At 43.2% G+C, this 13,828-nt stretch carries 14 protein-coding genes, 1 tRNA gene and 1 pseudogene; 7 read left to right on the forward strand and 9 right to left on the reverse strand.

From position 1 onward, the window contains the following. Positions 1-119: 119 nt before the first annotated feature. Genes prs through BP896_RS03700 form a run of 5 tightly spaced genes read right to left on the reverse strand, consistent with a single transcriptional unit; the run spans position 120 to position 3,511 of the window. Positions 120-974, reverse strand: a complete 855-nt coding sequence (gene prs, locus BP896_RS03680; protein WP_291765783.1) for a ribose-phosphate diphosphokinase — start codon at positions 972-974, stop codon at positions 120-122. 40 nt (positions 975-1,014) lie between these two features. Next, the gene (locus BP896_RS03685) at positions 1,015-1,662 is read right to left on the reverse strand and encodes a DUF1641 domain-containing protein (protein WP_291765785.1); all 648 of its coding nucleotides are present in this window, start codon (positions 1,660-1,662) and stop codon (positions 1,015-1,017) included. Between the two features lie 5 nt (positions 1,663-1,667). Continuing rightward, positions 1,668-2,861 carry an NAD(P)/FAD-dependent oxidoreductase gene (locus BP896_RS03690; RefSeq protein ID WP_291765786.1) on the reverse strand — a complete coding sequence of 398 codons (1,194 nt, stop codon included), beginning with the start codon at positions 2,859-2,861 and terminating at the stop codon, positions 1,668-1,670. A 5-nt stretch (positions 2,862-2,866) separates the two neighbouring features. Further along, complete coding sequence (locus BP896_RS03695) at positions 2,867-3,109, reverse strand: sulfurtransferase TusA family protein (RefSeq protein ID WP_291765789.1); 243 nt, start codon at positions 3,107-3,109, stop codon at positions 2,867-2,869. Positions 3,110-3,118: 9 nt separating this feature from the next. Then, the gene (locus BP896_RS03700) at positions 3,119-3,511 is read right to left on the reverse strand and encodes a DsrE/DsrF/DrsH-like family protein (protein ID WP_291765791.1); all 393 of its coding nucleotides are present in this window, start codon (positions 3,509-3,511) and stop codon (positions 3,119-3,121) included. Positions 3,512-3,813: 302 nt separating this feature from the next. Between BP896_RS03700 and BP896_RS03705 the strand changes: the two genes are divergently transcribed. Beyond that, a tRNA-Ala gene (locus BP896_RS03705) sits at positions 3,814-3,890 on the forward strand. A gap of 219 nt (positions 3,891-4,109) precedes the next feature. Continuing rightward, a pseudogene (locus tag BP896_RS03710) lies at positions 4,110-4,784 on the forward strand (ATPase domain-containing protein). A 220-nt stretch (positions 4,785-5,004) separates the two neighbouring features. Here the strand turns inward: BP896_RS03710 and BP896_RS03715 are convergent. Further along, positions 5,005-5,808, reverse strand: a complete 804-nt coding sequence (locus BP896_RS03715) for a hypothetical protein (RefSeq protein WP_291765793.1) — start codon at positions 5,806-5,808, stop codon at positions 5,005-5,007. Between the two features lie 187 nt (positions 5,809-5,995). On the opposite strand from BP896_RS03715, the gene tenA reads away from it, so the two are divergent. The 5 genes from tenA (at position 5,996) to BP896_RS03740 (ending at position 10,057) form a co-directional block, all read left to right on the forward strand. After that, complete coding sequence (gene tenA, locus BP896_RS03720; protein ID WP_291765795.1) at positions 5,996-6,658, forward strand: thiaminase II; 663 nt, start codon at positions 5,996-5,998, stop codon at positions 6,656-6,658. Between the two features lie 430 nt (positions 6,659-7,088). Beyond that, positions 7,089-7,346 (forward strand): hypothetical protein, encoded by a 258-nt coding sequence (locus BP896_RS03725; protein WP_291765797.1) that lies wholly within the window; start codon positions 7,089-7,091, stop codon positions 7,344-7,346. 135 nt (positions 7,347-7,481) lie between these two features. Beyond that, positions 7,482-8,255 (forward strand): hypothetical protein, encoded by a 774-nt coding sequence (locus BP896_RS03730; RefSeq protein ID WP_291765798.1) that lies wholly within the window; start codon positions 7,482-7,484, stop codon positions 8,253-8,255. Between the two features lie 534 nt (positions 8,256-8,789). Then, positions 8,790-9,116: a hypothetical protein gene (locus BP896_RS03735; protein WP_291765801.1), complete on the forward strand. Its 327-nt coding sequence runs from the start codon at positions 8,790-8,792 to the stop codon at positions 9,114-9,116. Positions 9,117-9,280: 164 nt separating this feature from the next. After that, positions 9,281-10,057 carry a putative CRISPR-associated protein gene (locus tag BP896_RS03740; protein ID WP_291765802.1) on the forward strand — a complete coding sequence of 259 codons (777 nt, stop codon included), beginning with the start codon at positions 9,281-9,283 and terminating at the stop codon, positions 10,055-10,057. Here the strand turns inward: BP896_RS03740 and BP896_RS03745 are convergent. The 3 genes from BP896_RS03745 to cmr6 all read right to left on the reverse strand — a co-directional run. Next, the gene (locus BP896_RS03745; RefSeq protein WP_349681925.1) at positions 10,054-11,793 is read right to left on the reverse strand and encodes an ATP-binding protein; all 1,740 of its coding nucleotides are present in this window, start codon (positions 11,791-11,793) and stop codon (positions 10,054-10,056) included. The two genes, BP896_RS03740 and BP896_RS03745, sit on opposite strands and share 4 nt — an antisense overlap. After that, positions 11,780-12,862, reverse strand: coding sequence for a DNA double-strand break repair nuclease NurA (locus BP896_RS03750; RefSeq protein ID WP_291765805.1), 1,083 nt, complete (start codon positions 12,860-12,862; stop codon positions 11,780-11,782). The genes BP896_RS03745 and BP896_RS03750 overlap by 14 nt, the downstream gene beginning before the upstream one ends. 138 nt (positions 12,863-13,000) lie before the next feature. Continuing rightward, the coding region (gene cmr6 / locus BP896_RS03755) for a type III-B CRISPR module RAMP protein Cmr6 (protein ID WP_291765807.1) at positions 13,001-13,828 on the reverse strand (828 nt) is incomplete at its 5' end.

Genomic DNA, 13,828 nt, shown 5'->3' on the forward strand with positions numbered 1-13,828 from the left:
TAACCTCACCAAGAACAGTACTCAGTGATTCGTTATGTGGCTCCATAGTTTAATTCGATGTGAACTGTTAATAAGCTTTTAGTTTAATTTACATTAATCATATATTGCTGCTCCTTTAATTATTTTGTTATTAATTGTGCGACGTCGAATTGAGAGTACTTGCCTAGGATGCTGTTGCTGCAGTATAGTTTATCAACAACTTTAGTTAACTTAGCCTCAGCGCCACCAATCATTATGCAGTGGGTGGCTACAACATTAATACTGGTTGCCCCCATGTTCCTTAGCATTCCTGCGGCGCCTATTATTGTGCCTCCTGTTGATATTATGTCATCAATAATCACCACATCCCTACCCTTAACGTTAAGGTTCCTTAGGGTGAATGAAACCTCACCACTGTACCTATCCCTATGCTTCTCCAGGTAATCGTACTCAGCATCAAGTACCTTAGCCAGCTCCTCAGCCCTCCATAGGGAACCTAAATCTGGGCTAACTACGACTGGTTTACTTAAGCCGCCAAGCCCCCTTGCGTATAGTTCGAATGGCTTAAGATTGATGAAGCCTGGGTAACCCTCAAGGCTCTGCGGCTTATGAATATCAACCACGTATAGGTAATCAACCCCAAGGCCCTTAAGCACGTTAAGCATAACGTTAATGCTAACGGGCTCACCCTCAAGAAACCTCCTATCCTGCCTAGCGTAGGGCATGTAGGGTATGAATAAGCCCACCCTGGATGCACCCAGGCCCTTAACAGCATCTAGCAGGAGCATAACCCTAATTAACCCCTGGTCTTGATTTGGGTAAAGCCTAGTTACGTAAAGTACATCATTACCCCTCACATTGGCCTCAACCCTAACGTACTGCTCACCATCGGGGAAAACCTTATGCGTAACTTCCCTAGCCTCAGCCCCAATCCTGGAGGCTACATTGGGCCCCAAGTCCCTTGAGGATTCATCATAGAGTATAATCCTCCGCATAAAGGGATTAATAACCAGTATGTTTAATGCTTAACTGAACCTAACCAATTTGATTAAGCTGCCTCCCAACCCCCTCAAGTAACCCAATAATGAAGAGTAACCCCCTCTTAACATCGGCATCAGTCATAAGCCTCCTAATTAAGCCCACTGTCGACACTGATTCACTAGCCTTACTAGCCTCCACAGCAGCCTCCATAGCCTTATCAAGCCTAATGCCCTGTATCATGTTTAATGATTCGCTTAATGACTTAAGAAGATTCCTCAATGCTGGGTTTAAGAGGATATTGTTGATAACCTTTGCATTATCTTCATTACTTAGGAAGGCACCTAATGATTCAGCTAATCCACTACTACCCATGGCGTCTATTAACTCAATTAACTTAATAGTATTCTCCACGGTCCTCTTGTCACTTAACTTAACCAGTAGCCTAACCAGGTTCTCTAAATTAGCCAGCAGCATAACGTTGTCGGTGGTTAATAATTGGTTGAATAATTCCTTAATGAAGTCCTCATCATTAAGTAAGTCATTTATTAAGTCCAGTAAACCAAGTTCATTAAGCCTCTTGGCTATTGAAACTAGCTTCGCCACTGAGTCAAGGTTCTCAATACTAAGTAGGTTCGCTAACTTATCTTCACTGGTTTCATTAACCATTACTAATTCACCTGCCTGGGCTTTTAAACCATTCATGCTAATCACCTGAATAATCCAGTTAACCTCTCGGGGGAGGTGGCTTCAAAGTAAGCATCCATTAATGGGTCCCATAATTCAGGGTACTTCAACATACTCCAGTATGATGCGGCGAAGGTTAATTTAAGGAAGTGATTAACCCTATTGGGCGGGTACTTAACTACACCATGCTTACTGTCACTTATCACGAAGGTTGCTAACCCATAACCCATGTCGAAGGGGCAGTGGGTCCTACCAGTATTGCGTGCATCCTCACCGGTAAGTATCTTAGCCACAACGGTAGCCTCTAGGTGGGCTGTTACGCCAGTCTTGGCTACTGGTAATGCTGATGCATCCCCTATTACGAAGGCGTCATCAAAGCCCTTAATCCTATTGGTGGCGTTATCGGCAAGTACGAAGCCATCCTGGTCGAGTACATTATCTGGGTTATACTTTATGCCTACACCAACGTGGGGTGGTATGACTATGGCTGCCTTGAATTTAAGTTCCTCACCCTCAAGGGAGTAGGCTACACCCTCCTTGGCGTCAACGTGGTCTAGGGTGAAGAAGGTTACTGCCTCAATGCCCCTCTCCTTAAGTATAGGCTCCACTATTTCATTCATTGATTCAGCTGGGTATGGCCTTGGGTATGATGTTGCATAAATTACGTTAACCCTATCCCTAACACCCCTCCTCCTAAGGAGTTCCTCAGCTAAGAGAACCCCCTCAAGTGGGCTTGGTGGGCACCTGTAGCGTTCGTAGGCTAATATGAAGGCTAAAGTACCCTCATTAATACTATTCACAGTCCTCCACACCCTCCACGCATTATCCTCACTACTATGGTAGTCACCGTAGAGTTCAATTAACTGGCTTAATCCAGGTACCTTGGAGTAATCCACAGTTGCCCCAGTGGCTACCACTAGGTAGTCGTAGCTTAGCCTCTTACCATTATCCAACTCAACGTACCTATCATTCAGGTTAATTAACCTGGCACCCGATTGAATGAAGTTAACCCAAGGCTTAATAAGGTCCCTAATCTCCCTCTTAATGCTCTTCCTAGACCCCTTGAAGGCAATGTAGAGTAGCCAGGGTAGGAAGTAATTGTAGGGTTGTTTATCAATAACAGTAACCTCAAATTCATCCTTAGGTAGCCTATTAGCCAACACTAATCCACCAGTCCCACCACCAATAATGATAACCCTCTCCCTACCATCACTCATTCTACTCACCTCTTGGCAGTAACCTTAACTACGGCGACTATCTTATCCTGATCCCTCCTAAGCTCCACAAGCTGATTACCAGTCCTATTCACCCAAGCCTTCAAGTCAGATTCAAAACCTGGGTCAGTGGCCCAAACCTCTATTAAGTCGCCGTTCTTAGCGTTCCTATAAGCCTTAATCAACTCCGTTATTGGGCCTGGGCATGCAATTCCCCTTGCGTCCACGGTTACCTTACCGCCTTGAGCCATGCCGATCACCTATATGAATAATACTTGCCCACCCTTAGCTGCCTCAAGGAATGTTGTTACGCCAACTACATCGTCAACTATACTTGGGTCGAAGTCCTCCTTCCTAAGCCCCATTGCCTCAGCCATCATTGAGCACGCGTAAACCTTAACACTACCCAACTGCTTACCCTGCTTAACCATCTCAACCCAACTTGGCGCCTTAATCTTAGCCATACCCTGCTGTAGGGCAGGTACCATTTGCTCAAACTCCTTAGGCCAAGTTGGTGGGGCCGGCTTCCTGAGGACCTTCATTAGGGCCCAGCCGGTTATGAATATGTTAACCTCGTAACCCAGGGCTGCCGCTGCCTGGGTTATTACTCCAACCGGTATTAACCTATCATCTGTACCTGAGAAGACAATCATACTTATTCTTTCACTTCCCATACTGGTCAAATGTGAAATAGGGTCACAGTATAGAAAAGTAACTATTGTAAAGTAAATATAGGGATTAATGATGGAAAAGCTTATTAAGCCCAGGCTTGTGAAATATTGTTTACATGATTAACTTGTAATCAGACCTGCAGGATTAGATCATTAACTCACCCGGTGGTTCAATTCATCACAATCTAACCTAATTCACCAAGTATTTTAACATTACTATGATGCAGCGTAGTGGGGGATGATAAATAGGCTTAAAAAGGGAGGGGTATTTAGCTTAGGTGGCTGGGCCGGTAGTCTAGCCTGGAAGGATGCCCGCTTGGCATGCGGGAGATCCCGGGTTCAAGTCCCGGCCGGTCCACCATGTTGGCTATGGATTATTCCCTCATTAATTTAAATCCACATTACTCCACTTAAAACGTAAACCACATGAACTTAAAGTTAATAATATTAATCATTCAGTTCCCCTAAAATCCCTCACCCACTCGGCGACGGGATTGCTCATCACCTGTTGCTTATTATTAATTTTTAAAGGCTTTAATTTATTTCTTTAAGTAATGGCAATACCTAGGTTAGATCCTATATACCAAGCCTTAATGAAGTGCTTTACAGTGGTGTTCCAGAGGGGGCATTGTTCTTAATTTCAAGTGGCCCTGATGCTGGTAAGTCGATTCTAGGTAAGCAGTTCCTATTCAATGTACTCACTAGGGGTAAGGGGGCTGTTTTAGTTACCCTTGATGAGCATTCTGCAGCGTTTAGGAGGAGTTTTAGGTATTTTAACTGGGATGTATCTATGTTTGAGAGGGATGGTAAGTTCGCTATTATTGATGCCTTCACCACTGGTATTGGTTCAGTATCGCAAAGGGAGGAGTATGTGGTTAAGTATATTGATCATATCCATGAGTTAATTGACGTGCTTAGGCAGGCTATAAAGGATACTGTAGCTAGGAGGTTAACCGTTGGCTCAGTGAGTACACTTTACCCTCAATAGCTAAGTCAACTGTAATGCTTCTTAAGAGGGTTATTGCAGGCTTAGGTACGACTGCATTCTTCATAAGCTACGGTTGGTGAGAGGGGTTTTAGTGGGCCTGGTGTTGAGCATGCTGTTGATGGTGAGCTCTATAGGTCGCTTATAGTTTAGAAAATGAGGGGCGCTGAGGTATCCATGGTTAGGCACCCAATGAATATAACCGATGAGGGTGTTGTGGTGTACTGGGGTAAGTACCTTAAATTAACTGCAGTCTTGGCGGAAGCTTAACCATTAAGTAAGGAGGGGTTGAGGAGGCTAGTAAGGAGGTTAAACCAACCCGTGAGGCTGAGGAGGTGCTTTAAGTAGTTTAAAAAATTAAAATAACCATTATGCATCATGAACTTAATTCAGTTAAGGCAATATTAAGAATTCTCCACCTCTCTCAGCCTTTAGGTTTACGAATCAATAAAAGTTAAGTGTTTTAAATTTAAGTGAATTAAGGCATTGCCTAAGTGGTTAATGCCTTCTTAGCCATTGCGTAGGCTAATGGAATGATAACTATTGCAAAGGCTATTGCTAAGCCCCATGCCAGCGCGTAGAATACTTGGGTAACATTAGTGAAGGGTTGAACAATTATGGCCATTGCCATGAGTATTATTACAGCGTAGAGCACTAGTTTACCGTAATCCAGCATCCCACTCATTTCAGGGTGAGCCTTAGAAATGTCGGAAACAGCCTTATTAACAATGCTTATACCAGTGTAAAGCACCACTGAGCCTATTATTATGTCATAGAATAGGTATGGGCTAATGGTTTTAATCCAATAGAATATTGCCCACGTTACGGCAATGGTTATTAACACTGCATATAGGCCAAACCTAAGGATATTCACTATTAGGTTAATATACTCCTCACCAGCCCCAACTCTCTTCTGTATGTAGAGGGTTAATGCATCAACGAGAAGTAGGCCTAGGGTTAGGAGTATTATTAGGCCTGCAAGGTATGGGAGGTAGTCGGCAATCATTGTGACGTAGGTTGAGGCTACGCCGAGGTAGGGTATTATGTAGCTTAATGCTATTGCAATGGCTATTAGCATTATAGTTGCCTCAACCCCACCTATGGATGTGTTAACCATATCCATGCTTAAGCCAATCTGCTTAGCCAACCCAGGTAGGAGCCTCCTAAGTATTACAGCAGCTATGAGAGCTATAATATACCCAACTATTATGGTGATTATGAAGTATATTACTGCCCACACTACCGCAGGTATTGGATCATTAGCCAATAACACGTATGCTATTAAGGGATTCATAACGTAAATAGTATAATTTAGGTATTTTTAAGTATTGCTCCATAATTAGTATAATTTTAATTATATATAATGTACTTAAAAACTTTAAGCTGAAAATCAGCAAAATCCTAAGTAGTAGCCTAAACCCTTAAACACCGGCGGCGGCTTAGTAATAACGCTTTTATAAGTGACCTAATACCTCCTAATAATGACTAAGCTAAGTGAAGTCCTCTGGTCAAGCATTAGGGACGTCTATGATTCAATAATTAATCACCCATTCATTAGGGGGTTGGTTGATGGTTCATTAAGTGAGGATAAATTCAAGTACTATATTGCCCAAGACCACATGTACCTTGGGGAATACATTAAGGCGTTATCAATAATAGCATCCAAGGCCCCTAGGATTGAGGAGGCTCAAGTATTCTTAAGGCATTCAATAGGTGCCATTGAGGTTGAGAGGAGGCTTCATGAGCACTACATGAGGATTTGGAACCTTAACCCAGCGGAGTACGTAATGTCACCCACCAATAAGGCATATACAAGCTTCCTACTGGCCGAAGCCCACTCTAAACCATACTATGAGGCCATTGCGGCAGTTCTACCATGCTACTGGATATATGAGAGGGTTGGGGTTGAGTTATCTAAGTATGAGGTTAGTAATGAGAATTATAGGCTATGGGTATCAACATACAGTGGGGAGGAGTATAGGGCGTCCGTTAGGGAGGTGCTGGGTATAGTGGACTCAATGAGCGTCACTGAGGGTCAATTAAACGACATGATTAAGGCCTTCAGATTAGCCTCAATATACGAGTACCTATTCTGGGACAGCGCCTACAGGATGGAGAAATGGCCAATAAGCCCAAACCCTTAACCAATGAATTAAGTGACTTATAGAAGTGGAGTACCCACATTGGCTATAACCACTAAGAGTGATTACAGAATGTACTTTAAACCTCACCCTTTAGGGTTGGGGATACGTTTTACAATTGCGCCTACTGCCGTTCATCCTAGGGTGGTTGATTAGCGTCCTCGGGTTCATTATGGCCTCCGCTGGCCCCTCACTGTAGTGGCTCTAGCCCTACGGATCTCGGAAACCAGCGGGCACTAATAAGCTTATGAGTTTGCTAGCAGCCCTAAAAGGACTCAAACAACCATAACAACAGCTTCTGCCCCCTTGGTGGCTTCAGTGGGTGAATTAGCCCCTTGAATGGCTTTGGTGGATTACCCACCATTATACCTACTGGGGGTTACTACCCAATGGCACCTAAGGGCATAGGCTAAGGCGTATTGCGAGTGAGCTTGTGAGGTATTGGAATGAGGTGACTTACGAGGGTAGGCGGTTCTTTAGTGGTGCCGGTGTTACCTGGTTAGCACATGCAGGAAGCACCATGAGGAGTGCAGGCCAATGCTTATCAGTTAATACCCAGCAGCTACTGAACCTGAATAATGAGGCTCGGGAGTCATTCCTAACCCTCTTAAAGGCTAATAAGAGTAGGGTGCCTATAAAGCCTCACCACGCATCCTTAAGTGCCGTAAAGGCGCCAAAGGCAAGGCAATGAAGCATGAAGCCCCCTTATTCATGAAATAGTGGTTGGGCATATTGTACTAGCCGCTTGTATGTGTTGTACTATGGGGTAGGTAAATAAACGCAGGTGTGCACTACCCCTCGAGTCCCTATGAGGGTTGGTGGTGTGGTGATGGTGGTTCTGGCTGTGGTGGCTGCCTCACTGCTTATTGTTGAGTATGTTTTCATGCATAGGCCCTTGCCTACCCTTATTCTGCCTACGTATGTTACTTATGGGTACTTGTACTGTAATAATGATGTTGTCATACCTAATGGTTCTATGATTGTGCTTTACTATCATCCTCATGGTGATGTGGAGGTTAACAGCATCACAATCTACGTAGTATTTCCAGCGAGCATAATTAATGAGGTATTGAGCCTGTACTCCAGGTTGCCGAATTCAAGTGGTGTAATGGTGATGGGTGTTTATGTTAATGGTAGGTTAATTGCAGTTAACATTAATTACTCATCACCAATAGAAAGCCTAATGGGGACGCTGGGTTTCTGGCAACACCTCCCAATTAAAGCCGTTGAAACAACCTACTATGTTAACTTCCCTACAATTAACCTAAAACCCAACGACACCATCACCATTATAATCTACTCCACAATACCCTACACACTACCATCATGCAAAATAAACAACGAAACCGAGGAAGGTGAATTGATGGTTGAGAATCATTGGATTGGGTTATTTGGATTAATGAATGCTACACCAACAGCTGAGCAATTATATGAGGAGGGTAAGTACATAACAGAGGAACCCGTAATATACATAATTAATGTCTCCAAGCCAATTGAGGGATTACCGCAGGAGTTACCGATGGGTGCAAGGCCGTTCCTCACTGGAATTGCGCCATCATACGCAATAGCACAAAACATACCAGTAACAAATAACAAGTGATGAATATGGTGGGAAAACTAATGATGACCTTAAAAATCGCATTAATGATCCTAGTAATGCTAGTAGTGATAGTGATGTATCCGAAGCCAGCCACAGCGCAGAGTTCTTGTTCATCACCCAGTGGTGGTTGTAATTATGAGGTTACTACTAATGGGGTAACACCAAGTTACGTTAATGCTTGGGCAGTTATAAATACCACTATGACGGTGCAATCCTACAGTAGTAAAGTAACGGAATTATCACTACAATATAATCCTGATGTGAATATGGTATGCGATCCATTCATTGGAAGTACAGGGAATTGGGTGCAAGCGGCCATAATATATGGTGTATCAAGTGGTTATCCAGGAGGGCCGGGTAGCACGGGGATTTTATATCTTCGGGTAGAGGTTTGGAATTCATGCACATTCTCCCCTCAATTACTATGGTCAGGCGGCCCAAATCCCATCTCAAATGTCCCATGGCCCCTCGCTTCTCTTTCCCAATGGGCTATTGGGTATAATGTTAGTAGTAATGGTATGATTAGTCAAGTTTGTGAATCAATGTAATGTACCAACTAATGGGTATACCTACTCCCAATGCATACCTATTCCGACTCAGTATACTAATCATTGGTATGAGTCAAACGTAGTCTGGGCTGGGGTTGATGGAAGTACTGTGTACTTTAACACTGGTGGCTTGGGGCAAATATGCTATGATTCTAATGTAAACCTCTACCAAGGCCCACTAGTCGACAATACTGCTGAAAGCTCCAATGTAGCTCACTCCCAAATGTACACTGTGCAACCCGTAAACACTGAAAACCCATACGATTGCTACAGCTGGGCGCCAGCCCAATTATACCAGGGCTTTCAAACATAGCAATAGCATTATCATGAGGGTTAAAAACCATAAATTTAAAACCAATCTTTTTTAACACACTCCATATTCCCCACTAGGCTTAATAAGCCTATTAACGCCTCATGAATCACTGGTTCGCCAATTATGCTTAAAGTTTAATTAATTTAGCCTTAACTATTACCATAATGGCTACTTACGTTGCAGTAATTGTCGGTGTATCATTACTGAGGAATGCGGTTAATTCTGGTTTTATTAGTGAGAAGTATGCTATGGTGATTAAGAATGCCTTGGAGGGTGATTTTAATTCTGATAAGAAGCTTGGGGCTATTGGCTTTAATACTGATTTACTTAGTGAATTAAGGGAATTTATTAAAGGTAATGTTATGGGGTGTTGTGCTGAGTTAGGTACATTAATGGCTTTTAGCAGTGGTATTGGGGATAATATTGATGTTGAGTTCTTCTACACTGATACTAAGACCACGTGGTTATCAGCATTAGTGTTATCCAATTGCCTAAATGAATGTGGGATTACTCATGGGGTTAATGTAATTGGTAGTACTCAAGTACCATTATTCGGTGGTAGTGATTTAGATGAGGGCTTAGCCTCATTGGTTAATGTTGTTGGTAAGAAGTTGGCTAGTAGGATTTCAAGGGGTGATGATGCTTACGTAGCCTTCACCGGTGGAACTAAAATTGAAGCTGTCTTAGTCTCAATGGTTGCATGGTTAATTGGAGCTAGGCCCATTTACTTAATGGAGGGAGGGCCATTAATAGTATTACCTAGGCTCCCAGTGAATTTAAATGGTAGTGTAATTAACGCCCTTTGTTCAGCAGTTGGGGGTAATATTAACGCTAATGATGCGCAGGGCTTAATTAGGTTTGGATTAATTAACGCCACTAAGGATGGTTACAAGGTGCCTAAGTGGGTGGATGCCTTACTTAAGGTTAAGGGCTTATGTTAACCCACATGATAGGCTATTGGGTTTACCTTAATGTAAAGCGGGTACTTGTAGATGAATGACTTAACGTATGCTACACCAGCATCGGCAATGGTGAGGAACCTCCTCTCTGATTGAGGTACATTAAGCCTCTCAAGGACCCTTTCATCACTCCTAAGTACTATTTTCGTATTGGTTAACTGCAGTACTGCATCATTGAGGTCGTCTGGGGTATGCGTTGCGAAAACCACTGAAATACCCCTCCCCCTACCCAGCCTGGTTAACCTAGTTAAATGCCTCTCAAGCATTGACCTCTCATCCTCACTCCTAGCCTGAGGGAAGAATAAGTGAGCCTCATCAATTAGTATAACCGCTAACCTACCCTTATTCCTAAGGTGCTCAGGACCCATGAAACCATAAACCTTATCTAGCACCCTATAGACGAATATCCTCTGGGCCACTGGAGGTAACCCAATTAGGTGAAGCACCACGTAACCTGGTTCAAGTATTTTACTGTATTCTGGTTCAGGAACCTTAAGCTTAACGTTACTCCTACTGAAGGCCACATCCACAATATTGGATTCATCAACCGCAAGTATGGTCCTTAATATATTCTCAAGGGTACTTGTATGTATCCCTAGATCCCTTGCAATAACCTCATAGTTAAGTAACTGCCTGCCACTCATCTGAACATCACTTACACTCGTTAAGTACTGGAAAATTGTATTGAAGGTTAAATCACCCCTCATCCTCCTCATAACCTCCCTAATGATTCTACCGTAGAACATTCTGGCCTGGTCAGTTAACATTCCAGTAACATCATGAACCCTATACAATATACTCCTGGTGCTTAAGGCCCAGGGAATAAGCATGACATTAACCCTACTACCCTCAAGGGTAATATTAACCTCATCAATAATCACCGTCCCCCCACCCTTTAGTATGCGGCCCTTAATCCTAATCCTTAATTTACCTAACTTTAACCCAAAGGCCTTGAAGGCATCATTAAGGTACCGCCTAGCCATCCTAAGCGCCAATGACTTAGCCAATGCTTTAGCATCCCCACCCCTAAGATTCCTCCTAACCCAATTTCTCGTTATGGGGATGAGAACCTTCACTGGTACATTATTAAAGATTAAGTGGTTGTAATGGCCAACAGTGTCCAATGCCATAACCGTGACGCCACTGTAATTAGTGAGGAGGCTTAGTGCAATGTTCTTCAGTAAAGTTGTCTTACCACTACCTGTGGTTCCAACAACCAGCACGTGGTGGTTTAAGGCTTCGAGAGGTAGTTTAACGTAATTGCCCTTAACCTCATGGCCACTTGGTAAGGCTAAGCTACCTAACATTATGCCACTACTGGGTAATGATAACATTGCAGCCACCTCACCCTCCCCCGGTACCTTAACCATTGAGTGAATCCTAGGTGGTGTACTGGGTGGTTTACAATTATCCTTAATGCACTCCGCTATTAACTCAAGTTTAATGAACTTGGGAATATACTTAATCCCCATTGCTAACTCCTGTTGGAGGGAGAGTATGGGGGTTCTGGCTATTGAGTAAATGTCCTCAACCTTAGACTCAGTTATCCTAGCCAAGTACTTAACTTCACTACTTGACTCAATAATAAGGTACTCACCCACTGGGAAATCCAAGTCGCATTCAGTAGCCATGTAAACTCCAGAGCCCTCCAGGGAGACGGAACTGGCCATTAACCTGGTTATGAGCCCCACGTAAGTCTTACAGTCAATGTTCCCCACGCCACTCACCCTCCCTCATGACTCTACCCAGCTCCTCTAAGCCCTCGTAGGTTAACCTTAAGGGTGATAATGATGCAAGTAACCTAATTAAGCTTACGTTAAGCCTTCTGGATAACCTATCAGCTATACTTACCGGTATTGGGACGCCGTCCATACCCATGTAGGCCACTGAACGAATAGCCCCCTCCTCAGCCAATTCAGTATTAAGCGCCTCAACCCTAATCACGTTAATCTCCTTACCAACCCTTGATACCACGTACCAGGCGTACTTAGTGTGCTCATTAATTACTATTTCAAGGGGCCCAACCATGGCTGTGAAGAACCTCCTATCACCGAATTGCCTAACAGTCTCATTCTTGATTAAGGTATCGTCATCAATGCTGAAGCCCTTACACCTGGAGTAGTAGGTTGATTGGCTAATCCTCTTAACAATACCAATGGCTGCAACGCCATTAACAGCACTCACCCTACGCCTAATGAAGTCCTCATATAAGTCGGCGTAGGGATTACCGACCATTGTTAATACCCTGGGTGTGGGGAATATTGGCCCATCAATGAGCAGTAGTGAATCCCTAACACCCATTGCCCCATACGCCTCAGTTAACTTAACCTCAACCTCAGTCCTAACCTCATCCCTAACAGCCTCCTCATTATAAGAACCATCAAACACTCTACCCAATGTACTGGATCTAAGTAAAACATACTCCCCCGCCTCATGCTCTAAGCCAATTATTGAATCCTCATTAGCCTTAAACCTAAGCCTAAGCCCAAGCCAACGAGCCTTAACGCCGCCGGGCACTAGTAGATTCTCCTCACCAACCAGCGCCCCAGTGACCACGTATACATCAGCATTCTCAAACCTAATTATTGAGGATTGGGAGTCAAGGCCGAAGAGCTTCATAGGCTTCAAGCCCTTAACATCATCCTCAGTAATTAACCTAACCTCCAATTCCCTGCACCTGACATTAATGTAAACGTCAGATAAGTCAAGGGGTTCACTTGGCATGAATTCACCAACCTCATCCTTTAATTTAGCTAAAAGCTCAATAAACCTAAATAACTCATCCACATTATTAACTAGGCATTAAGCATTAATAAACCTTAAGCCACATTAATGCTAAAAACCTACTATAGGTTTTAAAACTAGTAAGAGACTAAAGGCCATTAAGGCAGCGGATTTAGTTAATTAGGTGAGTTAGCTTATGCATTACTTTTCTTGAATATTAAATATTCCATAACCTAATGCTGTCTTAGCCCCAATACCACTCTGCAAGGCTTCTATAATTATTTTTCTAAATTCCTCTCCAGTGCATGCCTCCTTACAGTTGGCCTTAGCATAAACGTAATTGCTAATATCCTTATCACTGCATTTACCTTTCAGCCTCTCCCTAATCCTACTCCTAGCCACCATTACCACTACCTTTAAGCCTACACCCCTGGATATTGTTAGGAATGGTAATGGTGTTGGCCTTGATTGAACCTCACTTACCTCTCCCTCAGTTTCCCTATAATGGGGATTCAATATATCTAGGGTTAGTAGACTCTTTCCTTGTGGGCAATAAACCGGGTATGCATCAAGGATTATTATTGATGATGATTCATCCTGCGCTCCAAATGCGTTTAGGCACTGGCTCTTATTATTATGAGCCACAGACCTCATAGCACCTTTAAGTGATGATGCCGGTATGTAGGGTAAATTCCAGTAGGGGTCCCAGGAAATTGCTGGTTCAAGGGGTTCCGTATACGGATTATTGAAACCTATGGCGAGCCTCGTTAATAATACTACATTAGTGTTAATTAATGTAACGTAACCTAAGCCCTCAAGCGCCTTAGCCACAGTATCAATATGCCTTGAGACCTTGCTTAAAGTATCATTAATGTTACTGCACTTGTAGACTTCAGTAAGCTCCCTCATGATCTCACTATTACGCGCATTAAGCTCATTCCTTAGGTCTTTACCTTGTCTATAATCTGCTACGAGGTTAATTAAACTTAGCCTTAAGTAGCTCGGTATGTTTACGTTTACTGAAGGCCT

Origin of the sequence: Caldivirga sp. UBA161, assembly GCF_002506515.1 — an archaeon.
Classification (GTDB): Archaea; Thermoproteota; Thermoprotei; order Thermoproteales; family Thermocladiaceae; genus Caldivirga.

Coding starts and splice junctions, on each gene's coding strand:
- tenA (WP_291765795.1), top strand. CDS start 5,996: ATGACTAAGCTAAGTGAAGTCCTCTGGTCAAGCATTAGGGACGTCTAT.
- BP896_RS03685 (WP_291765785.1), bottom strand. CDS start 1,662: ATGAATGGTTTAAAAGCCCAGGCAGGTGAATTAGTAATGGTTAATGAA.
- BP896_RS03695 (WP_291765789.1), bottom strand. CDS start 3,109: ATGGCTCAAGGCGGTAAGGTAACCGTGGACGCAAGGGGAATTGCATGC.
- BP896_RS03700 (WP_291765791.1), bottom strand. CDS start 3,511: ATGATTGTCTTCTCAGGTACAGATGATAGGTTAATACCGGTTGGAGTA.
- BP896_RS03690 (WP_291765786.1), bottom strand. CDS start 2,861: ATGAGTGATGGTAGGGAGAGGGTTATCATTATTGGTGGTGGGACTGGT.
- BP896_RS03740 (WP_291765802.1), top strand. CDS start 9,281: ATGGCTACTTACGTTGCAGTAATTGTCGGTGTATCATTACTGAGGAAT.
- BP896_RS03715 (WP_291765793.1), bottom strand. CDS start 5,808: ATGAATCCCTTAATAGCATACGTGTTATTGGCTAATGATCCAATACCT.
- prs (WP_291765783.1), bottom strand. CDS start 974: ATGCGGAGGATTATACTCTATGATGAATCCTCAAGGGACTTGGGGCCC.